Origin of the sequence: Terrabacter ginsenosidimutans (genome assembly GCF_039539425.1) — a bacterium.
GTDB classification, from domain to species: Bacteria; Actinomycetota; Actinomycetes; order Actinomycetales; family Dermatophilaceae; genus Terrabacter; species Terrabacter ginsenosidimutans.
The window spans coordinates 879,761-904,085 of sequence record NZ_BAABDC010000001.1 but is presented as its reverse complement, the minus strand read 5'-3'; the positions used below and the strand labels follow the sequence as shown (position 1 = coordinate 904,085).

Annotated in this window: 21 protein-coding genes; 12 read left to right on the top strand and 9 right to left on the bottom strand. The window is 72.0% G+C overall.

The annotated features are described in order from the left end of the window. Window positions 1-42: 42 nt before the first annotated feature. Window positions 43-1,926 (bottom strand): glycoside hydrolase family 15 protein, encoded by a 1,884-nt coding sequence (locus ABD831_RS04330; RefSeq protein ID WP_344942025.1) that lies wholly within the window; start codon window positions 1,924-1,926, stop codon window positions 43-45. Window positions 1,927-2,397: 471 nt separating this feature from the next. Then, entirely contained in the window at window positions 2,398-2,922 is a 525-nt protein-coding gene (locus ABD831_RS04325; RefSeq protein ID WP_344942022.1) for a glycine cleavage system transcriptional repressor, read from the bottom strand. 203 nt (window positions 2,923-3,125) lie between these two features. Between ABD831_RS04325 and ABD831_RS04320 the strand changes: the two genes are divergently transcribed. Then, window positions 3,126-5,585 carry an Ig-like domain-containing protein gene (locus ABD831_RS04320; protein WP_344942019.1) on the top strand — a complete coding sequence of 820 codons (2,460 nt, stop codon included), beginning with the start codon at window positions 3,126-3,128 and terminating at the stop codon, window positions 5,583-5,585. Between the two features lie 94 nt (window positions 5,586-5,679). On the opposite strand, the gene ABD831_RS04315 is transcribed toward ABD831_RS04320, so the two are convergent. The 3 genes from ABD831_RS04315 to ABD831_RS04305 form a co-directional block, all read right to left on the bottom strand. Continuing rightward, the gene (locus ABD831_RS04315) at window positions 5,680-7,011 is read right to left on the bottom strand and encodes a hypothetical protein (protein ID WP_344942016.1); all 1,332 of its coding nucleotides are present in this window, start codon (window positions 7,009-7,011) and stop codon (window positions 5,680-5,682) included. Window positions 7,012-7,263: 252 nt separating this feature from the next. Next, window positions 7,264-8,220 carry an oxygenase MpaB family protein gene (locus tag ABD831_RS04310; protein ID WP_344942013.1) on the bottom strand — a complete coding sequence of 319 codons (957 nt, stop codon included), beginning with the start codon at window positions 8,218-8,220 and terminating at the stop codon, window positions 7,264-7,266. A gap of 108 nt (window positions 8,221-8,328) precedes the next feature. Beyond that, window positions 8,329-8,724 carry a PPOX class F420-dependent oxidoreductase gene (locus tag ABD831_RS04305; protein ID WP_344943018.1) on the bottom strand — a complete coding sequence of 132 codons (396 nt, stop codon included), beginning with the start codon at window positions 8,722-8,724 and terminating at the stop codon, window positions 8,329-8,331. An 84-nt stretch (window positions 8,725-8,808) separates the two neighbouring features. Between ABD831_RS04305 and ABD831_RS04300 the strand changes: the two genes are divergently transcribed. Beyond that, window positions 8,809-9,333 (top strand): 2'-5' RNA ligase family protein, encoded by a 525-nt coding sequence (locus tag ABD831_RS04300; protein WP_344942011.1) that lies wholly within the window; start codon window positions 8,809-8,811, stop codon window positions 9,331-9,333. 282 nt (window positions 9,334-9,615) lie between these two features. Then, window positions 9,616-10,260 (top strand): SRPBCC family protein, encoded by a 645-nt coding sequence (locus tag ABD831_RS04295; protein ID WP_344942009.1) that lies wholly within the window; start codon window positions 9,616-9,618, stop codon window positions 10,258-10,260. A 53-nt stretch (window positions 10,261-10,313) separates the two neighbouring features. Here the strand turns inward: ABD831_RS04295 and ABD831_RS04290 are convergent, their stop codons facing one another. Continuing rightward, complete coding sequence (locus ABD831_RS04290) at window positions 10,314-10,553, bottom strand: PLD nuclease N-terminal domain-containing protein (RefSeq protein WP_344942007.1); 240 nt, start codon at window positions 10,551-10,553, stop codon at window positions 10,314-10,316. A gap of 162 nt (window positions 10,554-10,715) precedes the next feature. Here ABD831_RS04290 and ABD831_RS04285 point away from each other — a divergent pair, with 162 nt between their 5' ends. After that, the gene (locus ABD831_RS04285; RefSeq protein WP_344942005.1) at window positions 10,716-11,414 is read left to right on the top strand and encodes a hypothetical protein; all 699 of its coding nucleotides are present in this window, start codon (window positions 10,716-10,718) and stop codon (window positions 11,412-11,414) included. A 123-nt stretch (window positions 11,415-11,537) separates the two neighbouring features. Here ABD831_RS04285 and rocD read toward each other — a convergent pair whose 3' ends face one another. Continuing rightward, entirely contained in the window at window positions 11,538-12,791 is a 1,254-nt protein-coding gene (rocD, locus tag ABD831_RS04280; protein ID WP_344942003.1) for an ornithine--oxo-acid transaminase, read from the bottom strand. A gap of 175 nt (window positions 12,792-12,966) precedes the next feature. On the opposite strand from rocD, the gene ABD831_RS04275 reads away from it, so the two are divergent. The 3 genes from ABD831_RS04275 to ABD831_RS04265 are packed head-to-tail and all read left to right on the top strand — an operon-like array spanning window position 12,967 to window position 16,540. After that, complete coding sequence (locus ABD831_RS04275; RefSeq protein ID WP_344942000.1) at window positions 12,967-14,391, top strand: cyclic 2,3-diphosphoglycerate synthase; 1,425 nt, start codon at window positions 12,967-12,969, stop codon at window positions 14,389-14,391. Continuing rightward, the gene (locus ABD831_RS04270) at window positions 14,388-14,873 is read left to right on the top strand and encodes a hypothetical protein (RefSeq protein WP_344941997.1); all 486 of its coding nucleotides are present in this window, start codon (window positions 14,388-14,390) and stop codon (window positions 14,871-14,873) included. Before ABD831_RS04275 ends, ABD831_RS04270 begins: the two co-directional genes overlap by 4 nt. Before the next feature lie 5 nt (window positions 14,874-14,878). Next, window positions 14,879-16,540 (top strand): DUF4389 domain-containing protein, encoded by a 1,662-nt coding sequence (locus tag ABD831_RS04265; protein WP_344941994.1) that lies wholly within the window; start codon window positions 14,879-14,881, stop codon window positions 16,538-16,540. Here ABD831_RS04265 and ABD831_RS04260 read toward each other — a convergent pair. Both ABD831_RS04260 and ABD831_RS04255 read right to left on the bottom strand, forming a co-directional pair. Continuing rightward, on the bottom strand, window positions 16,525-17,271 hold the full coding sequence (locus tag ABD831_RS04260; protein ID WP_344941991.1) for a DUF3291 domain-containing protein: 747 nt from the start codon (window positions 17,269-17,271) through the stop codon (window positions 16,525-16,527). The two genes, ABD831_RS04265 and ABD831_RS04260, sit on opposite strands and share 16 nt — an antisense overlap. 35 nt (window positions 17,272-17,306) lie before the next feature. Next, on the bottom strand, window positions 17,307-18,242 hold the full coding sequence (locus ABD831_RS04255; RefSeq protein ID WP_344941987.1) for an alpha/beta hydrolase: 936 nt from the start codon (window positions 18,240-18,242) through the stop codon (window positions 17,307-17,309). Window positions 18,243-18,434: 192 nt separating this feature from the next. Here ABD831_RS04255 and ABD831_RS04250 point away from each other — a divergent pair, with 192 nt between their 5' ends. From ABD831_RS04250 to ptsP, 5 genes are all read left to right on the top strand, one after another. After that, window positions 18,435-19,196, top strand: a complete 762-nt coding sequence (locus ABD831_RS04250) for a DeoR/GlpR family DNA-binding transcription regulator (RefSeq protein WP_344941984.1) — start codon at window positions 18,435-18,437, stop codon at window positions 19,194-19,196. Continuing rightward, window positions 19,193-20,137, top strand: coding sequence for a 1-phosphofructokinase (gene pfkB, locus ABD831_RS04245; protein ID WP_344941981.1), 945 nt, complete (start codon window positions 19,193-19,195; stop codon window positions 20,135-20,137). The genes ABD831_RS04250 and pfkB overlap by 4 nt, the downstream gene beginning before the upstream one ends. 55 nt (window positions 20,138-20,192) lie before the next feature. Beyond that, window positions 20,193-22,247 (top strand): PTS fructose transporter subunit IIABC, encoded by a 2,055-nt coding sequence (locus ABD831_RS04240; protein WP_344941978.1) that lies wholly within the window; start codon window positions 20,193-20,195, stop codon window positions 22,245-22,247. A 76-nt stretch (window positions 22,248-22,323) separates the two neighbouring features. Beyond that, a complete protein-coding gene (locus tag ABD831_RS04235) occupies window positions 22,324-22,593 on the top strand; it encodes an HPr family phosphocarrier protein (protein WP_142175786.1) in 270 nt (89 codons plus the stop codon). Window positions 22,594-22,598: 5 nt separating this feature from the next. Continuing rightward, window positions 22,599-24,299, top strand: a complete 1,701-nt coding sequence (gene ptsP, locus ABD831_RS04230; protein ID WP_344941974.1) for a phosphoenolpyruvate--protein phosphotransferase — start codon at window positions 22,599-22,601, stop codon at window positions 24,297-24,299. Window positions 24,300-24,325: the final 26 nt, after the last annotated feature.

The following is a 24,325-nucleotide window of genomic DNA, read 5'->3' as shown; positions in this document are numbered from 1 at the left end:
ACGGTGCACCATCCGATCCTTGTGGCAGCCCTCGACCGCGGGTCACGTCTGCTCGGCCGTCTCGGTGGCGATGACGTGCATGACGGCGTTGATGAGGGCCAGGTGGGTGAAGGCCTGCGGGAAGTTGCCGAGGTGTCGCCCGGTGTGGGTGTCGATCTCCTCGGCATACAGCTCGAGCGGGCCGGCGAAGCTGAGCAGCTTCGCGCACAGCTCGTGCGCCCGCTTCGTCTCGCCGATCTCCGACAAGGCGGACACGAGCCAGAACGAGCAGATCGTGAAGGTCCCCTCCGCGCCGGAGAAGCCGTCGTCGGTCTCCTCGACCCGGTAGCGCAGTACCAGCCCGTCCACGGTCAGCTCGTCCGCGATGGCCAGCACCGTCGCCCGGATCACCGGGTGGTCCGGAGGCAGGAACCGCACGAGCGGCGCGAGCAGCAGCGAGGCGTCCAGGGCGTCCGTGCCGTAGTACTGCGTCAGCACGCCCCGCGAGTCGACGCCGTGCTCGAGGATGTCGGCCTTGATCTCGTCAGCCGCCATCTGCCACTCGGCCGCCTGCGAGTCCTGCCCGATCATCGAGGCCAACCGGGCTCCGCGGTCGACCGCGACCCAGCACATGATCTTCGAGGACGTGAAGTGCTGCAGCTCGCCGCGCACCTCCCAGATCCCGGCGTCGGGCTCGCGCCAGTGCTTGAGCGCCGCCTCCACCTGCTTGCCGAGGATCGGCCAGATGCGCCCGTCGAGGTGGTCGGCCACCTTCGAGTGGAGGTAGACGGAGTCGAGCAGCGCGCCCCAGACGTCGTGCTGCACCTGCGCGTGCGCGGCGTTGCCGATGCGCACGGGGCGCGACGCGGCATACCCCTGCAGGTGGTCCAGCGTCGACTCGGGGAGCTCACGCTCCCCGCCGATGCCGTACATGATCTGCAGGTCGTCGTCCCGCTCGGCGACGTCGGCGATGAACGAGAAGAAGTCGACGGCCTCCCAGTCGAACCCGAGCGAGTACATGCCCCACAGCGCGAACGTCGCGTCACGGATCCACGTGTAGCGGTAGTCGTAGTTGCGCTCTCCACCGATGCTCTCCGGCAACGACGTCGTTGCCGCGGCCGCGATCGCTCCCGTCGGCGCATACGTCAGACCCTTCAGGGTCAGGGCGCTCCGCTGCAGGTAGCTGCGCCACGGGTGGTCCGGGAAGTGGCCGCGGGCGAGCCAGTGCTGCCAGTGGTGCGCCGTCCACTCGAGCCGGTCGTGCGCCTCCGCGCTCGTCGTCGGCGGCGGCACCGCAGCCCACGACAGGGCGATGAAGCGCTCGTCGCCCTCCTTGAGCAGCGTTCGCGCGGAGGCCTGCCCGCCCTCGAAGCCGAGCCGCAGGTCGGTCGTGAGGGTCAGCGTCAGGTCGGACCCCTGGGCCTCACCACGGCCCTGGTGGTAGTCGTCCTCGGAGTAGGTCCACCGCACCGGCGAACGGCCGTAGTCGAGCACCGGCTCGCACTCCATCACCGTCTGCACCTCGCCCGACACGCACCGGATCGTCCGCAGGAGCGTGTGCTCCGCGTCGTAGTCCGCTGGCGTGCGCCGGTGCTTCTGCGACACCCCGTCGTCGTGGTGCCACGGCCCGATGAGCAGCACGTCGCGCACGATGATCCAGCCCGTCGGCGTGCCCCAGCTCGTCTCGAGCACCATAGTGCCCGGCAGGTAGCGCCGCGCCGTCGGCACGCTGACGTCCGAGGGCCCGAGGCGGAAGCGCCCCGCGTGCCGACCGAGGAGAGCGCCGAAGACGCTCGGCGAGTCCATGCGCGGCAGGCACATCCAGTCGACGTCGCCGCCAGGCGCGACGAGCGCCGCCACCTCGCCGTCGGAGAGGAAGCCGTAGTCCGCGATCGGAACGGCCTTGACGTGGGCCGTCGGGGTCACCATGTCACCTGAACCCTGCATGACCTCAGCGTGCTCGCGGCCCGCGGTGCCCGCAAGAGCGCCGGCTCAGGTCATCGATGCGTGGGCACGGGCCGCCGTGGCGCTGGGCACACGGCTGCGCGCAGCCAGGGAGGTAGTGGCCAGCGCCACGACGACGGTGAACCACCCGAGTTGACGGGCTGTTCATGGATTCACGGCACTCTGGCGCGTGAGTTTCCCCGTCTCCTCAGTGTCCCCTGACGCCCCGAGCGCCACCACGGATTCGCAGATCCGGCCAGTCTTTGGCGCTTCGGGCCGCGATTCCAGCCGCAAGCGCACTGCAAGATTTGCGCAAGCACTCCCGAATCGGGACGTATCACTATCCGAGATGCCGTCCACTGAATGGTGTCGTCCTTGGATGACGAAGACTTTGGCGGTTGGCCCGTTGTGGTACGTGAACCGTCTCGGGGTCCGAGCTCGCATCGCGAGGCGGGCCCCATCGTCTTGTGCCCGTCAGGCGACGGCGATGTCGACGAGCAGCTCGCTGGCGAGCCGCTCGAGGTCGGCGCGCAGTGCAGCCGTGTCGGAGCCACCGGGCACCCGCACGACGACGTGCGCCTCGAAGAGCAGGCCGCCGGCCATCGGGGCCTCGCGCGTCTCCGTCGTCATCGTCTCGATGGACAGCTCGTGCCGGCTCAGCACCGACGACACCTCGCGCACGATGCCCGGGCTGTCGTTGCCGAGCAGGTCGACCGTCAGCCGCTGGGCGTCGGCGTCGTCCGCCACGGCGCCCGGGGCTCCCTCGGCGCCGGGGTGCGACGTCACCTCCAGGAGCCCGTCGAGCTCGTGCAGCGCCGAGGTCAGCTCGTCGACGCGCTCGGCCGGCACCCCGACGACGACGATGCCGGCGAACTTGCCGGCCAGCTCGGCGAGCTGGCTGTCCTCCCAGTTGCCGTCGTGCGCGGTGACGACGTCCGCGAGAGCACTGACGAGGCCGGCGCGGTCGTCGCCGATGACGGTGAGCACGAGTCTGGGCACGTCTGCAGCCTACTGACCCGACGCGGCCCCGGGCCGGAGAGCGGGACAGACAGGGCAGGACGGAGACGGCCGGCGCCCTGCTCCGTGCGTTTCCCGCGTTCCTGGTCAACATGTTGGAGCGCGGCGCTGTCGAAGTAAGGTGGCAACCGGGATCACGTCCGCACGGCAACTGCCGTGTCGGCGGGCTCTGAGGGGAGGTCGCGATGTCGCGCGCCAGCGCCAGTTCGAGTCCTGCCGCCCGACTGCGCCCAGTGCACTCCCAGCGGCCCTTGCGCCCGTTCCACCGGATCGCTGCGGTGTGCGCGCTGCTGCTCGTCGCCGTGGTTCTCGGGCCTGCCTGCTCGGCCGCCGCCGCCGCCGCCGTCCCCGCCGCCGTCCCTGCCGCCGTCCCCACGGGCGGAGAGCTGTCCCATGCCTGCGTCGCCAACGGCAGCGGCCAGCTGCGCGCCGTCACCTCCCCGAGCGACTGCAGGGGCACCGAGACCAGGGTGACGGTCAAGCCCGCCCAGGTGACCACTTGCCTCCAGCCGTCCGGCTCGACACGGCTCGTCGCGGGGCCCCGCGACTGCACGCCGCCAGCGGTCACGCTGACCCTGCCGCCGCGGTCCGGCACCGTCTACTTCTGCGCCGCGCTCCCGGCCGGCATTCTCCGCTACACCTCGAGCCCGGGCAGCTGCCTCAACGACGAGGTGCAGCTCGAGGTGACCCCCAACGACGCCGCGCCGGTCGTCACCGCGACCTCACCGACCACGGGCGCCACCCGGGTCAGCACGGCCGTCAGCCCCACCGTCACCTTCAGCGAGCCCGTGACCGCCACGAGCGCCTCCTTCGACCTCGCCTGCGACAGCACCCCGATCCCCTTCAGGGCCAGGGGATCCGTCGGGAGCACCGTGGCCCTCGACCCCACCGACCTCCTGCCCGCCGGTGCCGCCTGCACGGTGACCGTGCATGCCGCGGGCATCAGTGACGTCGACACCCTCGACCCGCCGGACAACCCCGTTGCTGACCACACGTTCACCTTCACGACCGACTCGGCTCCCTCCCTCGTCTCCTCCGTACCGGACGCCGACAGCACCGGCTTCGTCACGCGGGACGACCTCGTGCTCGCCTTCAGCGAGTCCGTCGACGTCGCCCCCAGCGCCTTCGCGCTCAGCTGTGGCGGCAGCACGGTGCCGTATGCCGTCACCGGCTCGCACAGTGCCGTGGTCCAGGTCGACCCCGGCGTCGACCTCCCGCAGACCTCCACCTGCACCTTGTCGGCGCCCGCCGAAGCGATCACCGACGTCGACACGCACGCCGCGATCACCGCCCCGGTCAGCATCACCTTCACGACCTTCGACGCCGCCCCTTCGGTCACCGCGACGACGCCCCGCGAGGGCGCGACCGACGTCGCGACGACCGGCGACGTCATCGTGACCTTCTCGGAGCCGGTCACCCTCGACCCGGGTGCCCTCTACCTCGCGTGCGGGGGCGCCCCGGTCGCGATGGCGCCACCACGGACGACCGACGACAGCAGCTTCACCTTCTCGCCGACCTCCGCCCTGAACGCCGGTGAGGCCTGCACGGGCACGGTCGACAGGACGAAGGTCAGCGACAAGGACGCCGTCGACCCGCCCGACCACCCCTTCGGCGACCACACGTTCTCCTTCACCGTCGACGGCCCGCCGGCCGTCCTCTCCACCGACCCGCTCGACCAGGCGGCCGACGTGCCGGCCGGACAGGCGCTCACCGTCACCTTCTCCGAGCCCGTCCACGTCACCCGGGACTCGTTCGCGCTCACCTGCGACGGCACCGCGGTCCCCGTCAGGCTGGGTGGTAGCGACACCGTCGTGACCCTGACCCCCACGAGCGACCTGCCCGGGACGGCCACCTGCCGCCTCGAGGTCGTCGCGAGCAAGGTGCACGACAAGGACCTCGGCGACGCGCCCGACACGATGACGGCGGACGTCAGCGTCGGCTTCACCACGTTCGACACCGGCAACGGCGCTCCGACCGACCTCGCGCTCGCCACGTCGCGCGTCGCCGAGAACCTGCCCGCCGGCGCGCTCGTCGGCACCTTCTCGACCAGGGACCCTGACCCGGGCGACACCTTCACCTACGCCTTGGCGACGGGCGTCGGCGACACCGACAACGGGTCGTTCACCGTCGTCGGCGACGAGCTGCGCACCGCCGCACGCTTCGACCACGAGACGAAGTCCTCCTACTCGATCCGTGTCCGCTCGACCGACTCGGCGGGGCGCGTCTTCGACAAGGCCCTCACGATCTCGGTGACCGACGTCAACGAGCCCCCTACCGGCATCACGCTCTCCACCTCGTCGGTCCTCGAGAACCAGCCGGCCGGGACGACCGTCGGCACCCTCGGCGCCCTCGACCCGGACGTCGGCCAGACGCATACCTTCGCGGTGCTGTCGGACGGCTGCGGCGGCCAGTACGCCGACGGCGCCGGCAGCTTCACCGTCAACGCCGGTGCGCTCGTCACGACGGTGCCGCTGGACTTCGAGACGAAGTCGTCCTACAACGTGTGCGTGCGGGTCACCGACAGCGGCTCCCCGGCCCAGTCGTTCGACCAGCTCCTCACCATCACCGTCGGTGACGTCAGCGAGGCTCCGGCGGGCGGCGGCACGACCCCGCCGCCACCGGGGACGCGCCCGCCGACGAGGTGACGCCACCGGGACAGCACTCGGCGGCACACGGAAGAAGATCCGTATGCCGCCGAGTGGGTGAGGCGCACGCGCCCCCGTTCAGCCGGTCAGGCGATCAGCAGCCCGTCGCCGGTGCCCGGAAGCCCGGGAACGGGTTGAGGTCGCCCATCAGGGTGTAGCGGCCGCCGGGGCTGGTCTGGTTGGCCTCGGAGCCGGTCGCGAGCGACGGCAGCCGCAGGAACCAGGGCAGCAGCGCCTCGTCCTCCGGGTGGTAGTAGCCGTCGGCGCTCTGCGTCCCGTTCGGGTTGGGACCCTGGAACGCGGTGTTCGAGCCCATCGCGAAGCCGATCGAGACGACGGGGTCACCGGTCTCGAGCACGCCGGTGCAGCCGTACTGCGGCGCTGTCGGTGTGAGCCAGGGGTTCACCGTGTTGTTGACGAAGGGGTCGTCGGCCCACTCGGCGATCTCGTGGCTGATCGCGTGGATGTCCTGCAGGGCCCAGTTGGCGCCACCGTTGGCACGCGAGTAGAAGCCGGGCCGGACGTAGGACGCCCAGGCGAAGGTCTGGACCGGCGCGTTGCCCTGCGTCTTGCCGTTGCCGAGACGGTCGCCCGCCGCCTTGGTGCCGTGGTAGCCGATGATGCAGCACTCGGTCGGGTCGTTGCTCGTGTGCAGGAAGATGTTGTCGGTCAGGTAGAGCGGCAGGTGCGTCGGGTCGGCGCTCGTCTCGAGGTTGTTGATCTGCGCGGACCACCAGCCGACGTCGACGTTGCCGCCGATCACGCCGCGGCCGCTCTGGATGAGGCTGCCCTGGTTGCTCGGGACCGTGATGGTCACGGGCGCGAGGACGTTCGGCTCCAGGCGCAGGTGGTAGCCGCTGGCTCCGGTCTTTGCGAACTGAGCCCGCATCGTCGCGTCCTGCAGCTGCAGGGGCACGCCCGCGTCGGCCTGGGACAGGAGGCCGCCGGGACCCTTCGCGAAGCTGGAGTTGGTCGCCGCCGGTGTCGAGCCGTAGTCGTTGGTCGCGAACTGCGGTGAGGCCAGCGTGGGATCGACCACACCGGACCCGTCGAACGTCATGCCGCCCATGACCACCTTGATCGGCGTGATGTCGACCTTGATCGTGACATCGCAGGCCGCGCCGGAGCACGAGTGCGGGTCGGCGCCGACCATGTTGTAGCCGTAGCTGACGCCGTTGGTCGGGTCGGTGGTCCGGCCGAACCAGTGCGGGATCGTCCGGGTCGTGGGCAGGACCGTGGCGCCGCCCATCGTGATCGTCTCGGCCTTGAGGTCGGCGTCGTTGATCAGCTGCGGCTCGGTCGCTGTCGTGCTCGTGCCGTTGGTGGGACTCGTGGTGCTGTGGGTGCTGGCGGTCGCGGTGGTGCCCGCGGCCAGGACCAGGGCGCCGGCGGCCAAGGCCGCCGTCGTCAAGGTGCGGATCGTCATTGAGCTGGCTCCGTCCATGGGTTGTGGGACTGGCCCCCGATGGCCGGAACATAGCCTCGCGTTCCAGTCGAAAAGGCCCATGGACGCGCGCCGGATTTCCGGGAGGGCCCCTCTCACGCACGACGTGCAGGAGATTCACATGCTGCTGGCATCGCTCTCTCAGGCAGGGGAGGGTCCACCACGTGCCGGAGAGGCACCGGGCCGGGGGCACCCGCTTCTTGAGTGCCGCCCGGCCCGGTCAAAGGTGGCCGCTCAGCTCGCGGCCTGGACCCCGACGAGTTCATCCGGCTCGTCGGGGGGTCTGTGGGTGTCCGGCGGGGTGTCGGTGGGGGTGTCGGAGGGCCGGCGCTCGGCCAGTCCGGCCATGCCCCATCGCACGGCTGCGGTGCCGAGGTGCCCGAGCGGCCGTGCCACGAGCGTCGACACGACGCCCGGGAGCGGGATGCCGAGCATCTCGCGGGCCCACCCGGGCAGCAGTGAGACCCCGCCAGAGGCGAGGGTCCCGTAGCCCGGCCTGGCATAGAGCGGTAGCGGCGGGTCGAGCAGCAGGAAGCGCGCCGCCTCGCGGGCGGACGCCGTTGTCTGCAGCTCGGGGCGGTACGAGCTCAGCACGGCCCGGAGCTCCGCCACCGAGGTCGGCGGGTCGATGACGCCGAGGCGCGCGGCGGGGATGCCGGCCTGCGCGACGTACACGTCGGCTTCCTCGTCCGTCAGCGGGGTGTCGCCGAAGGTCTGGTAGCCGCGCAGGAACGAGTCGATCTCCGCGACGTGCACCCATTTGAGCAGGTGCGGGTCGTCGGCACGGTAGGGCCGCCCGAGGTCGTCCTTGCCGCGCACCCGCTCGTGGATCGAGCGGACCATCGCGATGGCCTCCTCGGCGTGCTCGATCGTGCCGAAGGTCGTCGTCGCGAGGTAGTGGCTCGTGCGCTGCAGCCGCCCCCAGGGGTCACTCTTGTAGCCGCTGTGGCCTGCGACCCCGGCCATGGCCATCGGGTGCAGCATCTGCAGCAGGAGCGAGGTGATCCCCGCCGGGAACATCGACGCGTCGGCATGGACCCGCCACACCGGGTCTTCGGGCGTGAACCACCGCTCTCCCTGGGCACCCCAGATGCGCTGCGCGCGGGCCGGTGCGTCGTCGCCGGCGACCTTGCTGCGCAGCATCCTGCCGAGCTGGCGCTGGACCAGCCGGGCTCCTGCGGTGGGACTCATGCACGTCAAGATAACCGCAGGTCAAGCCGCTGCTGAAACCTTTGTCCAAGGTTGGTGGGCAGTCTCGAACAAGTGTCTGACTGCGCGTCCTGACACGGCTCCGGGCGCTCAGCCGAGCGTGATCCGGATCCCGGCCCGCGGTGCCCGCGGCCGCACCCGGTCCGTGACCTTGGCGACGGCATCGCCGAGGCGAGCCATGACGTACTTGCGAGCCAGGGCGCGTTTGACCGCGGCGACGCCCTCGGGCGTGCGGACGACAACGGCGGTCCCGGCATACGTCGGCGCTCCCTCGGGCACGCGACCACGGGGGTTGCACGGCCGCAGCTCCACCCGCGCGGTGTGGGCGAGCCGCTTGAGCTTGCCGGCCGGGTCGACGCTGACGACGACGAGCTCGGCGCCGTCGCGCGCGATCCACACCGGCGTCGACACGGGTGCCCCGGTCCGGCGGAAGGTCGTCAGCGACACGTAACGCTGGGCGTTGAGGACGTCGAGGTCGCTCGGCATGGGGCTCACCGGCCCAGCGTAGGCGGCCCGCCCGCGCCCACACGCGGGTCCCCGTGCGCGTCCTGCGAGCGTCCACAATGAGCCATGGCGCTGGCGCTCTGTCTCCTGCTCGACCCCGGGTCCGACCGGCTCGTCCGCGCGCTGTGGCAGCGGCTCGAGGCGGACGGCATCCCGACGCTGCTCACGCACACCCACGGCCGGCACGTGCCCCACCTGTCGTATGCCGTGCTGCTCGCCGCCGAGCAGGAGGCGGTGCTGTCCGCGGCGGCCGGGGTGGCCGACGCGGGTCCGCTCGAGGTGGCCGTCCAGGGCACCGTCGTCTTCCCGCGTGGCCGCGTGGCGCTCGCCGGTTCCACGACAGCTGCGCTCGCCATCCGTCAGGAGCGCGCGGTCGAGGCGCTGCGCGCGACCGGTGCGACGGTTCACCGCCACTACGAGCCCGGACACTGGATGCCGCACGTGTCGCTGACGACGGGCGTCGTCGGCGCGCGCCTGCCCTCCGTCGTCGACGCCGTCTCCGACCGCCTGCCCCTGACCCTCCGCTGCGACCGGGCCGCCGTCATCGACACGACCGACGGCACGACCTGGGAGCTTCAGGGCGTGCCGTGAGAGGTAGCCAGCGAGTGGTCAGCGAGTGGCCACCCGCAGTGGTCACCTCTGGTCCATTCGGACCAGATCCGGACATTTCGAACCACCACCACCTTGTCGGCGTGTCACTCTGTCGCGGTCGCCCCTGAACGGGACACTCGATAACAGGGGACAGAGACTTCGACGGTTGGCCCGTTGTGGTACGTGAACCGTCACTGGTAGCCCGGCATCGCGAACGCGAGCCGGGCTCCATCATGTCCGGGTCGCTCTGACCGCCAACGGGATCCGGACTACCGTGGTGGCATGAGGCGCCGCGTCGCACCGCTGGTCGCACCCGTGGTCGTGGGTGTCGCCGCACTGTCCGTGGTGACGCTGCGCTGGTCCGCGCTGCACTGGGGCGCCACGACCGAGGAGACCCGCGAACGCCTGCCCGGCGACGAGATCCTGCCCGACCCCGGACTCGTCGCGACCCGTGCCGTCACCATCGAGGCACCGCCCGAGGAGGTCTGGCGCTGGGTCGTGCAGATGGGGTCGGACCGTGGCGGCTTCTACAGCTACGACGGTCTCGAGAACCTCGCCGGCTGCCACCTGCACAGCGCCGACGCGGTCGTCGAGGCCTGGCAGCACCTGGTCCCCGGTGACCTCGTGCGGCTCCACCCGCGCGTCGCGCTCGCCGTGGCAGCGGTCGAGCCGGCGCGGTCGCTGGTGCTGCACGCCGGTCCCGCCATGCCGGGCGTCCCCGACGCGGCCCCCTACGACTTCACGTGGTCGTTCGTCCTGCGGCGCCACCCGCACCGGGCGACCCGGCTCATCGCCCGAGAGCGCTTCGCGTACACCCACCGGTGGTCGCCGCTGCTCGTCGAGCCCGTCGCGGCCGCGAGCTCGCTGATGAGCCAGAAGATGCTCCGCGGCATCCGCGACCGCGCCGAGCGCGCGGCCCTGTCCTAGGCTGCGCCCCGCTTCCGCCCTGTCAGGTCCCGTCTGCCCTGTCACGTCGGCGCTCAGGACAACGGCTGCTCAGGCGCGATGCGGCGGCCGCGAGCGAAGTAGGCGAGCGGACCGACGAAGTTGATCGCGATGACCGCCGCCCACCTCGCCTTGCTCCCCACGACCTCCTCCGCCGGACGGCGGGCCAGGTCGGCCCAGGCCGTCGCCGCGAGCGCCACCTGCACACAGCCCGCCACGATGACCGCGGTCTGCTGGCCGCTCGTCAGGTCCGACCACTTCTTGTTCGCCTTCATGGGCATGACTCCTCCTGAGGTCTCGAGACACCCGTTCCCTCCGGACTAGCAGGTCGACGACGCCCGCGCCGGGCGATGTGACGCACGAGACGCCCTGCGCCGCAGCCGGGCCCGCCCCCCGGTGTCACGCTGGAGAGATCGGGGAAGAGGTTGGGAGTCCTCATGAAACGTGCCATCGCCGTCGCGACGGTCCTCGCCGCGCCGCTCGTCCTCGGACCGCTGACGACGGGCTCCGCCGGAGCCGCGCCACCCCGGATCTACCACACCATCGGCTCGACCTCCGCGTCGGCGACCGCCACCGCATCGCAGGGCTGCGAGCTCACCGAGGTCTTCGTCTCGTCGAGCAAGGCGATGTATGCCGCGCAGCCGGGCCCCGTGAACAAGCAGGGCCTGACCTCGGTCTTCGTCCGCGTCACCGACTCCTGCGTCCCCGCCGGCGTGCGGGTCGGCGCGGCGGCAGGTGGCGGCGGCGGCCCGGTCCTCTTCGAGGCGGACGCGCAGAACGGGGCGCCGCTCGTCGTCGACCCGCGCCTGACCCGTGCCTCGGTGACCACCGACCTGGCCGGCACCGACGGCGAGGGCAACCCGGTCACGGTCCACCTCGTCGCGGCGTGGACCGGCACCGGCCCGCTCGAGCACACGCTGGTCTCGAACCACACCCACTCCACCGACGGCAACGTCAACGCCACCGACAACAACCTCCGTCGCAACGCCTCGGCCCGCATCAGTGTCCAGGTCGCCGGACGCTCGGCGACCGGCACCGACCCCGGTGCCGTCATCGAGCAGACCCGGTCGCGCTGCATCGAGGTGCCGCGCCCCGGCGTCGAAGGCTTCTTCCCCTGCTTCGGCTTCCCGGGCTGACCGGCAGCCCGTCGCCCGGGGTCGCGAGATGGAAGGCCACGAGCAGCGCGCGGGCGGGGACGGCATACGAACCCCCCGCCCGCGTGCACAGCGGCCCGCAGCCACCTCGCCCTCGGAACGCTCTCAATGCAGGATGGCGGCGAACGCGTCGAGGAGGATCTGGATCTCGAGCTCGCCGATGATGAGCGGGGGAGCGATGCGCACGGTCGATCCGTGCGTGTCCTTCACGAGGACGCCGCGCTCGAGCAGCCGGTGCGACGCCTCCCTGCCGGTCATGAGTCGCGGGTCGAGGTCGACGCCGGCCCAGAGCCCGCGGCAGCGCACCGCGTCGACGCCGTGCCCGACCATCTCCCGCAGTCCCTCGTCGAGCAGCGCCCCCAGCCACCGGGCCCGCTGCTGGAACTCTCCGGTCGCGAGCAGCCCGACGACCGCCTGGCCGACCGCCGCGCCGAGCGGGTTGCCGCCGAAGGTCGACCCGTGGCTGCCGGGCGTGAAGACGCCGAGCACGTCACGGTCCGCGACGATCGCCGACACCGGGACGATGCCGCCGCCGAGCGCCTTGCCGAGCACGTAGACGTCGGGGACCACGCCCTCGAGGTCGCAGGCGAAGGTCGTGCCGGTGCGGCCCAGGCCCGACTGGATCTCGTCGGCGACCATGAGCACTCCCCGCCGCCGGGTCAGCTCGCGGACGTCGCGCAGCCAGCCGTCCGGGGGCAGGATGACGCCGCCCTCGCCCTGGATCGGCTCGAGCAGCACCGCCACGGTGTCGTCGGTGATGGCCGCCTCGAGTGCCTCGATGTCGCCGAACGGCACGACGTCGAAGCCCGGCGTGTAGGGGCCGTAGTGGTCGTGCGCGACCGGGTCGTCCGAGAAGCTGATGATCGTCGTCGTGCGACCGTGGAAGTTGCCGGCCATGACGACGATGCGGGCCCGGCCGTCCGGCACGCCCTTGACCTCGTAGCCCCACTTGCGCACCGTCTTGATCGCCGTCTCGACGGCCTCGGCGCCGGTGTTCATCGGCAGCACGAGCTCCTTGCCGGCGAGCGTCGCGAGGTCCCGGCAGAACGGGCCGAGCCGGTCGCTGTGGAAGGCGCGGCTCGTCAGGGTCAGCCGGTCCAGCTGCGTCCTGGCCGCGCCGACGAGCGCCGGGTGCAGGTGCCCGAAGTTGAGGGCCGAGTAGCCGGCCAGCGCGTCGAGGTAGCGGCGCCCCTCGACGTCCGTGACCCAAGCGCCCTCGGCGTGCGAGAGGACCACGGGCAGCGGGCTGTAGTTGCTCGCCACCCAGTCCTCGGCGAGGCTGACGTGCTCATGCGTGGGAGTGCCCGGGGTCGGGCCGGTCCGCTCACGGGCCCCGGGTCGTGCGGCCGTGTCGCTCACCCCTCGATCGTGGCACCGCGGCCTCGTCCCGGCACCGGAATGTGAGGTGATCCCGCTCTCGGACTCCTGCCGCGTCCGAGCCACGGTGGGAGACTCGAAGAGGCGGGTCCCGCAGCCAGGACTACCCGCAGTGGGGTGTGTCGGTCACGTCGATGGCCCAGCCACGGAGATGGCTATGAGCACCCCCGCGACCAGCACGACAGGCACGAGCACCGCCCCCGACCGTCGCACCCGCGTCGTCATCCTCGGCGCGGCCGGACGCGACTTCCACGACTTCAACGTCGTCTTCCGCGACGACCCGGCCTACGAGGTCGTCGCCTTCACCGCGACGCAGATCCCCGACATCGAGGGGCGCCGCTATCCGCCCGAGCTCGCGGGATCGCTGTATCCGCAGGGCATTCCGATCCTCGCCGAGACCGAGCTGACCGACCTCGTCGAGCGCGAGCACGTCGACGTCGTCGTCTTCGCCTACTCCGACGTGCGGCACGAGCACGCCATGCACCTGGCCGAGCGGTGCATCGCGGCAGGCGCCGACTTCCGACTGCACAGCGCGCGGCACACGATGCTGCGCAGCACGAGGCCCGTCGTCGCCGTGACCGCCGTGCGCACCGGCGTCGGCAAGAGCCAGACCACTCGCTACCTCGCCCGGATGCTCCTCGACCGCGGCCTGCGCGTCGTCGCGATCCGCCACCCCATGCCCTACGGCAACCTCGCCGCCCAGGCGTCCCAGCGATTTGCGACGTATGCCGATCTCGACCGCCACGAGTGCACCATCGAGGAGCGCGAGGAGTACGAGCCGCACCTCGACGCCGGTGTCGTCGTCTATGCCGGCGTCGACTACGAGCGGATCCTGCGCGAGGCCGAGCAGGAGGCCGACGTCATCCTCTGGGACGGCGGCAACAACGACCTGCCGTTCTACGTCCCCGACCTGCACGTCGTGCTCGCCGACCCGCTGCGCCCGGGCGACGAGACGGCATACCACCCCGGTGAGGCCAACGTCCGGATGGCCGACGTCGTCCTCATCGCCAAGTGCGACTCGGCACGGACGGCCGACGTCGAGGCCGTCGAGAGATCCGTCCGCGAGCTGAACCCGCGCGCGATGATCCTGCGCGCCGACAGCCCCGTCACCGTGGACGACCCGGCTGCGGTGCAGGGCCGTCGCGTCGTCGTCGTCGAGGACGGCCCGACGTTGACGCACGGTTCGATGAGCTACGGGGCGGGCGTCGTCGGCGCCCGCGCGGCGGGTGCGGCGCAGCTCGTCGACCCGACTCCGTATGCCGTGGGTTCGATCGCCGCGACCTACGCGAAGTACCCGAACGCGCGCGGCGTCCTGCCCGCCATGGGCTACGGCGCCGAGCAGGTCCACGACCTCGAGGCCACGATCCGCGCAGCCGTCGAGGCGGGGGAGTGCGAGGCCGTCGTCAGCGGCACCCCGATCGACCTCACGCGCGTCCTGTCGGTGCCCGCGCCCCTCGTGCGGGCCCGCTACGAGCTGCGCGAGGTGGTGCCGGGCGGTCTGTCAGCCGCGCTGCGCTCCGCGCTCGCGCTGGAGACCACCCGCGCCGACGCCGACGCCACGTTTGCAGGGAGTACCTCATGACCACACCGACCGAACACCTTCCCTCCGACTCCCGAGACCACCGGTCCGGGCACCTGCACGAGGCCGACCACGTCACGAGAGTGTCCAACCGGCGTGGCGGCTACGTCGGGTCCATGGCCGTCAACCTCGTCATGCTCTGGCTCATCAACGGCTGGCCCGGATGGGAGGCCGTGCCCTTCCTCACCGACCGCACCGTGCTCGTCATCGGCGCCGTCAACGCCTCGATCATCGCTCGAGTCGTCGCCGACGCCGTCAACGTCGTCCTGAACCTGCCTCGACCGCGGGCCCTCGGCGACATCGTCTCCATCGGCTTCGGGCTCGTCGCCCTCATCGAGATCTGGCAGGTCTTCCCGCTCGACGTCATCGGAACTGCATGGGAGGTCGTGGCGCGGGTCCTGCTCGTGCTCGGCTTCGTCGGCAGCGTCGTCGGGCTCGTCGAGGCCTTCAGCAGGCTCGTCCGCGGCCGCTTCCCCAGGGAGTGATTCACATGACCACCACCAACGTCCCCCCGACCACAGGTCCCTCCGGGGTCCCTGCCCCCGGGCGGTCCCATCCGAACGGCGGCCGTCTCGTCGCCCTCATCATCGGCTGCCTGCTGATCCTCCCGGGGGTCGGACTGCTCTTCGGCGGGGCAGCCATCGGCATCACGTATGCCGTCGCCCGGGACAGCGCCGGCTACCTCTCGCTGACGATGCCCGTCCTGTCGAGCTCGTCGCCGGCGATCACCGCCGGGGACGCGGTCGTCTCCACGAGCTCCGACGTGCCGAGCTGGGTGCTCGACCGGCTCCAGCTCGACGTCCGGATGACCGCAAGACCCCTGGAGTCCGGCAAGACGGTGTTCCTCGGGATCGCGCCCGCCAGTGACCTGTCGACCTACCTCGCGGGCGTCGCCCACGACCAGGTCGTCGGCATCACCGACCCACGCAGCGACGGCGGCCGCACCGCCGTGCTTCGCGCCACCCCCGGCGCCGACCGGGCGCCCGCACCGACGAGCCAGACCTTCTGGACCGCATCGGCCACCGGCGCCGGGCAGCAGCAGCTGACCTGGCGCGTCACCGGCGGCCAGTGGGCAGCCGTCATCATGAACGCCGACGGCAGCAGCGGCGTGGCCGTCGCGTCGTCGATCGGCGTCCGTGCCGGCTTCCTGCTGCCGCTCGCCCTGCTCATGCTGGGCCTCGGGCTCGTGGTCACCGGCGGGGCTGTCGCGCTCATCATCATCGGCGCGAACGGGAGCCGGCCACCGGCACCGTCGACACCGGCGGCACCACCCGTGCCGGCTGACGCGACCGGCGCGTCCGCGGCGGTGCCCATGGCCGCGACGGCACCGGCAGCCTGGCAGCCGCACCCGCGGGCCGTGAGCCCGGTCGCGCTCGACGCGCGTCTCGACGAGCCGCTCTCGCGCTGGCTCTGGCTGGTCAAGTGGTTCCTCGCGATCCCGCACTTCTTCGTGCTCGGCTTCCTGTGGATCGCGTTCTCGGTGGTCAGCATCCTCGCGTTCTTCGCGATCCTCTTCACCGGTCGCTACCCGCGGGGGCTCTTCGAGTTCAACCTCGGTGTCCTGCAGTGGTCGTGGCGCGTGTCCTACTACTGCAGCAACGGCGGACTCGGCACCGACCGCTACCCGCCGTTCAGCCTGGGGCCCGAGCCGGACTACCCGGCGCGGCTCGACATCGCCTACCCCGAGCGGCTCTCTCGCGGGCTCGTCCTCGTCAAGTGGTGGCTGCTCGCGATCCCGCACTACATCATCGTCGGCGTGCTCGTCGGCGGTGGCACGTGGGCCTGGGAACAGAGCCGCTACGGCAACGCGCACCTCGAGGTCTTCGGCGGCGGCCTCCTCGGCCTGCTCGTGCTCATCGCCGGGCTGTCGCTCCTCTTCGCCGGGCACTACCCGCGCGCACTCTTCGACCTCGTCGTCGGCCTGAACCGCTGGGTCTACCGCGTCATCGCGTATGCCGCGCTGATGACGGACGTCTACCCGCCGTTCCAGCTCGACGAGGGTGGCGCGGAGGTCCCGCCCGGGCCGCCGCCGCCCCCGCCGCCGATCCCGACCGACCGGGTCGAGCCCGTGGAGGGCGCGGCGCCCGTGGAGGGCGCGGAGTCGTCGGAGCCGGGACACCCGGCCGAGCCGCCTCGTCAGCTCACCGGCTGAGCGCTGCGGGGGAGCTCCTTCCCCTCGGCATCGAACTGCCGGCGCAGTGAGAAGGCCGTGGGGGAGGGGCCGTGCGCGCGCAGGTGCTCGAGCCTGTCGAGACCCTCACCCGTCGTCGGGCGGGTGCCCGCCTCGACCCACCAGAGCGCCGTCGACGGTTGGGTCGAGGGGTGGAACCAGCGCCGGCCCCGGCTGAGCAGCTGGCCGTGGCTGCTGCGGTAGACGAAGTCGTGCAGGCTCGCGTGGTCCCGCCACACGGAGACGTTGACGACGAGGAGCCGGCCGTCGCGGGACACGGTCTCCTCCCCGGGCGCGGGACGCAGGTGCCAGACATGCCCCGGACTGCGCTCGGCGAGGTCGGCAGTTCGGGCGAAGGCGGAGACGAAGCCACGCATCGTGGGGTCATCGAGCGGGGCACGGGCGATCGAGACGTTGACCTGGGCCAGCTCGCGGGGTGCCTCCATGGCCTCCAGCGTGCCATCCGGACGGCATGGGCGACGGCCAGTGGTCGGCTCGTTGCTGTCCTGGGGAGGGCTGCCGGGATCAGGGCCGGGTCGAGGGCGCGAGAGCGCCAGCCCGAGCCCCGCGACGGCGACGATCGGACCGATGACCGCCCAGAGGGTGACGCCCGACATGGCGCTCCCGCCGACGTAGCCGAGTCCCTGCAACGTCCACAACGCCCCGACGAGCAGCAGGAGCACGCCGATGACCACGCGAACGGGACGGCTCATGACGAGGCTCGCAGCCAGGTGCTCATGGGTCGACGCTACGCCTGCCCTGCCGGGGTGAGGTGGGCGTCGAGCCAGTTGAGGATCTCGATCTCGACCTCGTCGCGGTTCGTCTCGTTGAGGATCTCGTGCCGGGCGTCGGGCCACAGGGTCATCGTGACGTCCCTGACCCCGAGCCGGCGGAGCTGGTCGGCGACCTGGCGCACACCCTTGCCGTTGGCGCCGACCGGGTCCTTGTCGCCCGAGGCGAGGTGGACGGGCAGGTCCTTGGGCACGCGGGCAGCCACGGCGTCGGTGTTGACGCTCTCGAGGCCGCGGAGCAGGTCGGCGAAACCGCCTGCGCTGAAGACGAACCCGCAGTCGGGGTCGTTGACGTACTTGTCCACCTCGACCGGGTCGCGCGAGAGCCAGTCGAAGTCGGTTCGGGTCGGCTTGAAGGCCTTGTTGTACGGACCGAAGGTCAGCGAGTTCATCAGGCCGCTCGTGTGGCTGTGGCCGCGGAGCCGGGCCTGCGTGGAGGCGAGGAAGATGCCGACGCGGCCGATCGCGCCGGCCCCTCCGGCGGTGCCCGAGAGCACGAGGCCGGCGAGCTCCGAACCGTACTGCGCGGCATACCCCCGTGAGATGAACGAGCCCATGCTGTGGCCGAGGAGGAAGACCGGCAGGCCCGGCTGCTCCTCGCGGGCCCGGTCGGTCACCGCGTGCAGGTCGTCGATGACCGTCTTCCAGCCGTCGTGCTCGGCGAAGGAGCCGCGGGCGCTCGAGGTCTTGCCGTGGCCGCGGTGGTCGGAGCCGTAGACGGCATACCCGTGGTCGGTCAGGCGCTGGGCGAAGCGGGCGTAGCGGCTCGAGTGCTCGGCCAGCCCGTGCGCGATCTGCACGACGGCCTTGGAGGCGCCGCTGTCGGGCAACCATCGGTTGACGAAGACCTCGGTGCCGTCGGGCGTGGTCAGCATGAAGGTGCTGCTCTGCATGGCCGAACTGTATGCCGCGTGGCTCCGGGCCGCTCGGTTCCGCGCCGCCGTCGCGCGCCCGTTTCGGTCCGACTGACTGTGAAAGCCACAAAAACGGGTGCCCGAATCTATTTACTTCACGCCGCGCCGATGGTTTCCTTGTGTCACGAGGCCGCAGGGCCACGATGGAGACCACCAGGACGAGGGAGTCCGATGTACGCAGCGGAGCGGCAGCAGCGGATCATCGCCGAGGCACGTCGTGCCGGCCGCGTCGAGGTCACCGCCCTCGCCGACTCCCTCGGGGTCGCCGCCGAGACCGTGCGCCGCGACCTCACCGCGCTCGAGCGCCGAGGCTCCCTCCGCCGGGTCCACGGCGGCGCCATCCCGGTCGAGCGCCTCGAGGTCGAACCGACCCTCGCCACCCGCTCCGGTCGCCTGGCCGACGTCAAGCGCCGCATCGCCGCCCGCGCCCTCGACGAGCTCCCCAGCGGCGGCAGCATCATCCTCGACGCGGGGTCGACCACCCTGGCCGTCGCCGAGATGCTCCCGCCCGACCTCGACCTCACGGTCCTCACCAACAGCCTCGCCGCCGCCACCGTCCTCTCGACGCACCCCGGCATCTCGCTCTACCTGCTCGGCGGCCGCGTCCGTGGGACGACCGGCGCGGCAGTCGGCGACTGGGCCACCGGGGCCCTGGCCGACGTCGTCGTCGACGTCGCGATCATCGGCACCAACGGACTCTCCGTCGCACGCGGCCTGACGACGCCCGACCAGTCCGAGTCCCTCATCAAGCGCGCCATGGTCGGTGCCGCCCGCAAGTGCGTGGTCCTCACCGACTCGAGCAAGGCCGGCGACGACCACCTCCACCGATTCGCCCAGCTCGCCGACGTCGACGTCGTCATCACCGACACCGACCTCGACGACGACGTCGCCGCCGAGATCCGTGCGGCCGGACCGGAAGTGGTGACCGCATGATCGTGACCCTCACACCCAACCCGAGCATCGACCGCGCCGTGCTCATCGACGCGCTCCGTCGCGGCGAGGTGCACCGGGCCAGCAGCAGCCGGATCGACCCGGGCGGCAAGGGCGTCAACGTGTCCCGGGCGCTCGCGGCCCAGGGCGGCGAGACCACCGCCGTGCTGCCCAGCGGTGGCCCCGAGGGCCACCTGCTCGAGGAGCTCCTCGACGCAGCCGGAGTCACCTACGCGTCCGTCCCGGTGCGCGGCTCCGTGCGGATGAACATCAGCGTCCTCGAGCCCGACGGCACGACGACCAAGCTCAACGAGCCGGGGCCCGACCTGTCGTCCGACGAGGTCGAGGCGCTGCTCGCCACGACGCTCCAGCGCGCCGAGGGGGCCGAGTGGGTCGTCGGCTGCGGCAGCCTCCCGCCGGGCGCCCCGACCGACCTGTATGCCGTCCTCGTCGGCCGGGTGCGCCAGCGCGGGGGCCGCGTCGCCATCGACTCGTCCGGGGCCCCGTTCGCGGCCGCCGTCGCTGCGAGGCCCAACCTCATCAAGCCCAACCACGAGGAGCTCGCCGAGCTCGTCGACCATGACCTGCCCACGCTGGGCCACGTGCGCGACGCGGCCCGCGAGCTCGTCACGGCCGGCATCGACGTCGTCGCCGTCAGCCTCGGCGGAGACGGCGCCCTGCTCGTGACCGCCGACGAGTGCGCGCACGCCAGGGCCACGATCACGGCCCCCCTGTCCACCGTGGGCGCCGGCGACTGCATGCTCGCCGGCCTGCTCCACGGCCTGTCCACCGGCCTCGACCCGGCGGACGCCCTCATGACGGGGGTGACGTGGGGCGCCGCGGCGGTCACCCTCCCCGGAAGCCGCGTGCCCTCACCCGACGACCTCGACGGCATACGCGCCGTGCTGACCCGCGAGCCCGACCTCGACCGCGTCCTCACCTGACGCGCCACCAGACGCCGAACACCTGATCGCCCAGATCGTCCCGAAAGGAAATGCAATGTCCCTGATCACCGAAGACCAGGTCGTCCTCGACCTCACCGGTGCCGATCGCCACGAGGCGACCCGGAGGCTCGGCGAGCGGCTCGTCGCCTCCGGTCGGTGCACCGACCTCGAGACGTTCCTCGACGACGTGCGCAAGCGCGAGGAGACGATGGCGACCGGCCTGCCCGGCGGCATCGGCATCCCGCACGCCCGCAGCGCCGCCATCACCGAGCCGTCACTCGTCTTCGGGCGCACCGAGGGCATCGACTGGGGAGCCAAGGACGGCCCGGCCACCCTCGTCTTCCTCATCGCGGCGCCCGAGGGTGGTGGCGACGCGCACATGCAGATGCTGCCCAAGCTCGCCCGCGCCCTCATGAAGAAGGACTTCAAGGCCGCGCTCGCCGCCGCGACGACGGAGGCCGAGGTCGTCCGGATCGTCAGCGCCGAGGTCGCCCTCGACCAGCCTGCCGGCGCCGCCACCGCCGCCGGCGCAGACCGCACGGGAGCCGCGGCCCCGGCCCCGGCCGCCAGGCGCAGCCTCAAGCTCGTCGGCGTCACCTCGTGCCCCACCGGGATCGCCCACACCTACATGGCGGCCGAGGGTCTCGAGAACGCCGCCAAGGCCGCGGGTCACACGATGGTCGTCGAGACGCAGGGCTCGGCGGGCTCCAAGCCGCTCGGCGCCGACGTGATCGCCGCGGCCGACGCCGTCATCTTCGCCCACGACCTGCCCGTCAAGGACGTCGGCCGCTTCGCGGGCAAGCCGCTGGTCGACGTCGCCGTCAAGAAGGGCATCTCCGACGGCCCGGCGCTGGTCTCCCAGGCGGAGCAGCTCGTCGCCGAGTGGGACGCCGACCCGGCCAAGCGCGCGGCCGCCGTCGCGGGCGCCGGCATGGCCGTCGCCTCCGGTGGGCTCGTCTCCAAGGTCGAGGAGGGCGCGAGCACGGGCACCAAGATCCGCCAGTGGCTCATGACCGGTGTCTCCTACATGATCCCGTTCGTCGCGGCCGGCGGGATCCTCATCGCCCTGTCGTTCATGCTCGCCCAGGTCGCGATGGGCTCCAACGGCGCCATCGAGATCGTCAAGTACAACCTCAAGCCCGGCGACCCGCTCAACATCGCGGAGACCTTCAGCGTCACCAGCCTCACCTCGTGGGCGGCGCTGCTCTTCGTCATCGGTGGCGCGGCCTTCGGCTTCCTCGTGCCGATCCTCTCCGGCTTCATCGCCTTCGCGATCGCCGACCGCCCCGGCCTCGTGCCCGGCATCGTCGGTGGCGCGGTCGCCGCGACCATGGGAGCCGGCTTCCTCGGCGGCCTCGTCACCGGCCTGCTCGGTGGCTTCGTCGCCCGGTGGGTCTCCGGCTGGAACGTCGCCAAGGGGGTCCGAGGCGTCATGCCGGTGGTCGTCATCCCGCTCGTGAGCTCGCTCATCACCATCGGCTTGTTCATCACCGTGCTCGGCCGCCCCATCAAGGGCCTCACCGACGCCCTCAACAGCTGGCTGACGGGCATGACCGGCGCCAGCGCGATCATCCTCGGCATCATCCTCGGCGCCATGATGGGCTTCGACCTCGGCGGACCGGTCAACAAGGTCGCCTACGCCTTCGCCACCACCGGTCTCGCCGCGGCCGGCGCCGCCACCGACGCACCTCAGCTGAAGATCATGGCCGCCGTCATGGCGGCCGGCATGGTCGCCCCGCTGTCCATGGCTCTCGCCACCACCCTGCGACCGAAGCTGTTCTCCGAGCCCGAGCGCGAGAACGGCAAAGCTGCCTGGCTGCTGGGCCTGTCGTTCATCTCCGAGGGCGCGATCCCGTTCGCGGCCGCTGACCCGGTCCGCGTCATCGCCAGCTCGGTCGTCGGCTCCGCTGTCACCGGCGCCCTGGTCATGCTGTTCGGGGCGACGCTGCGGGCCCCGCACGGAGGCATCTGGGTGCTGCCGCTCATCGGCAACTTCGCGCTCTTCATCCTCGCCCTTCTCGCCGGCGTGGCGGTCATGACCGTCATCTTCATCGCGCTGCGCTCCCGCGAAGGGAACCTTGCGCAGGTCGAGGCGACCGCTACGGTCTGATCAGGGCGTGATCGCGATCGCCGTCTGATCCTCACCGACAGCACGACTACCCGTTTCCAACGAAGGAGCACGTCCCATGGCAACCCGCACCGTCACCATCGCCTCCTCGGTGGGCCTGCACGCCCGCCCGGCCGCCCTCTTCGTCGAGGCAGCCAGCGCCTCCGGCCTCGACGTCGAGATCGCCAAGCCCGGCGAGGACCCGGTCGACGCCACGAGCATCCTCGGCGTCATGGCCCTCGGAGCCAAGTACGGCGAGGAGGTCGTCCTGACGGCCGACGGCGACGGCGCCGACGAGACGCTCGACTCGCTCGTCGCGCTCCTGTCGCGCGACCTCGACGCGGAGTAACGACCATGGCCGACTCGGAGACCCACGCCCAGCCGGAGACCCGGCACGGCATCGGTGTCAGCCCGGGCACGGCATACGGGCCGGTGGTGCAGGTCGCACCGCCGGTCCGGCCGCCGGCCGACGAGGGAGCCGTCGACGACGAGGAGGCCGCGCTCGCCGACGTGCGCGCGGCCTTCGAGTCGGTCGCCGTCTCGCTCGAGGAGCGGGCGACGCGGGTCGAGGACACGGCCCAGCAGATCCTCAAGGCGACCGCCCTCATCGCGCGCGACAAGGGCCTGGTCAAGGCGGCCGCCAAGGAGCTCGCCGCCGGCCACGGCCGGGCGCACTCCATCGCCAACGCCGTGGAGACGTATACCGCGCAGTTCGAGGCGCTCGGCGGCTACTTCGCCGAGCGGGTGGCCGACCTGCGGGACGTCGGGTCACGAGCCGTCGCAGCGGTGCTCGGGGTCCCGGCTCCGGGCGTGCCCTCGTTCTCCGAGCCGAGCGTCATCGTGGCCGAGGACCTCGCGCCCGCCGAGACGGCGACGCTCGACCGGCGGCTCGTCGTCGGCATCATCACCGAGACCGGCGGCCGCACGAGCCACACCGCGATCCTCGCCGCCCAGATGGGGATCCCGGCCGTCGTGCAGCTCGCCGACGCCATGGAGATCGCGCCCGGCACGCCCGTGGCGCTCGACGGGGACACCGGCGAGGTGACGATCGCCCCCGACATGGAGCTCGTCACCGCCCAGCGGGAGCGGGCCGCCCGCCGGGCCGAGGCGCTGTCGCACCTCTCCGGCCCGGGACGGACGTCTGACGGCGTCGAGGTCGCGCTGCTCGCCAACATCGGCGGCGTCGAGGACGCGGTCGACGCTGGCGCCCAGGACCTCGAGGGGGTCGGGCTCTTCCGCACGGAGTTCGTCTACCTCTCCGCGACCAAGGCGCCGACCGTCGAGGAGCAGACCGAGATCTACCGCGGCGTCTTCGCGCCGTTCGAGGGGCGGCGCGTCGTCGTGCGCACCCTCGACGCGGGGGCCGACAAGCCGCTGAAGTTCGCCGACCTCGGGCCGGAGGAGAACCCGGCCCTCGGGCGCCGCGGCCTGCGCCTGTCGGCCGAGCGCCCCGACCTGCTCGACGCCCAGCTCGAGGCGCTCGCCATCGCCGCCCGCGAGACGGGAGCCGACGTGCGCGTCATGGCGCCCATGGTCGCGACGGCCGAGGAGGCGGCGTGGTTCGCGCGGCGCGTCCGCGAGAACGGGCTGCCCAAGGCCGGCGTCATGATCGAGGTGCCGGGGGCCGCCCTGCGAGCGCACGACGTCCTGGGTGAGGTCGACTTCGGCTCGCTCGGCACCAACGACCTCGCGCAGTACACGATGGCCGCCGACCGCATGCAGGGCGCGCTGTCCGACCTGCTCGACCCGTGGCAGCCGGGCGTGCTCGACGTCGTCGGGCTGGCCTGCGAGGGCGCCGCCCGCGCCGACCGGCCGATCGGTGTGTGCGGAGAGTCGGCCGGCGACCCGCTGCTCGCGCTCGTGCTCGTCGGGCTCGGCGTATCGTCCCTGTCGATGGCGCCGAGCAAGGTGCCCGTCGTGCGGCTGGCGCTCTCGCTGCACTCCGTGGCCGAGTGCCAGGCGATCGCCGTCGCCGCACGAGGTGCGCGCACCGCCGTCGACGCGCTCACCGCCGTTCGCGAGGCCGCGAGGACCGAGCTGACCGACCTGCTCTGACATCGGCCTCGAGTGCCCACTCCTGC

Excerpts from the sequence above, each read along its gene's own strand:
- ABD831_RS04320 (WP_344942019.1), top strand. The coding sequence starts at position 3,126 with ATGTCGCGCGCCAGCGCCAGTTCGAGTCCTGCCGCCCGACTGCGCCCA.
- ABD831_RS04235 (WP_142175786.1), top strand. The coding sequence starts at position 22,324 with ATGGCAACCCGCACCGTCACCATCGCCTCCTCGGTGGGCCTGCACGCC.
- ABD831_RS04305 (WP_344943018.1), bottom strand. The coding sequence starts at position 8,724 with ATGCCGAGCGACCTCGACGTCCTCAACGCCCAGCGTTACGTGTCGCTG.
- ptsP (WP_344941974.1), top strand. The coding sequence starts at position 22,599 with ATGGCCGACTCGGAGACCCACGCCCAGCCGGAGACCCGGCACGGCATC.
- ABD831_RS04270 (WP_344941997.1), top strand. The coding sequence starts at position 14,388 with ATGACCACACCGACCGAACACCTTCCCTCCGACTCCCGAGACCACCGG.
- ABD831_RS04290 (WP_344942007.1), bottom strand. The coding sequence starts at position 10,553 with ATGAAGGCGAACAAGAAGTGGTCGGACCTGACGAGCGGCCAGCAGACC.
- ABD831_RS04260 (WP_344941991.1), bottom strand. The coding sequence starts at position 17,271 with ATGAGCCGTCCCGTTCGCGTGGTCATCGGCGTGCTCCTGCTGCTCGTC.
- ABD831_RS04295 (WP_344942009.1), top strand. The coding sequence starts at position 9,616 with ATGAGGCGCCGCGTCGCACCGCTGGTCGCACCCGTGGTCGTGGGTGTC.
- ABD831_RS04300 (WP_344942011.1), top strand. The coding sequence starts at position 8,809 with ATGGCGCTGGCGCTCTGTCTCCTGCTCGACCCCGGGTCCGACCGGCTC.
- ABD831_RS04255 (WP_344941987.1), bottom strand. The coding sequence starts at position 18,242 with ATGCAGAGCAGCACCTTCATGCTGACCACGCCCGACGGCACCGAGGTC.
- ABD831_RS04285 (WP_344942005.1), top strand. The coding sequence starts at position 10,716 with ATGAAACGTGCCATCGCCGTCGCGACGGTCCTCGCCGCGCCGCTCGTC.
- ABD831_RS04330 (WP_344942025.1), bottom strand. The coding sequence starts at position 1,926 with ATGCAGGGTTCAGGTGACATGGTGACCCCGACGGCCCACGTCAAGGCC.
- ABD831_RS04315 (WP_344942016.1), bottom strand. The coding sequence starts at position 7,011 with ATGACGATCCGCACCTTGACGACGGCGGCCTTGGCCGCCGGCGCCCTG.
- ABD831_RS04275 (WP_344942000.1), top strand. The coding sequence starts at position 12,967 with ATGAGCACCCCCGCGACCAGCACGACAGGCACGAGCACCGCCCCCGAC.
- ABD831_RS04265 (WP_344941994.1), top strand. The coding sequence starts at position 14,879 with ATGACCACCACCAACGTCCCCCCGACCACAGGTCCCTCCGGGGTCCCT.
- ABD831_RS04310 (WP_344942013.1), bottom strand. The coding sequence starts at position 8,220 with ATGAGTCCCACCGCAGGAGCCCGGCTGGTCCAGCGCCAGCTCGGCAGG.
- pfkB (WP_344941981.1), top strand. The coding sequence starts at position 19,193 with ATGATCGTGACCCTCACACCCAACCCGAGCATCGACCGCGCCGTGCTC.
- ABD831_RS04240 (WP_344941978.1), top strand. The coding sequence starts at position 20,193 with ATGTCCCTGATCACCGAAGACCAGGTCGTCCTCGACCTCACCGGTGCC.
- ABD831_RS04250 (WP_344941984.1), top strand. The coding sequence starts at position 18,435 with ATGTACGCAGCGGAGCGGCAGCAGCGGATCATCGCCGAGGCACGTCGT.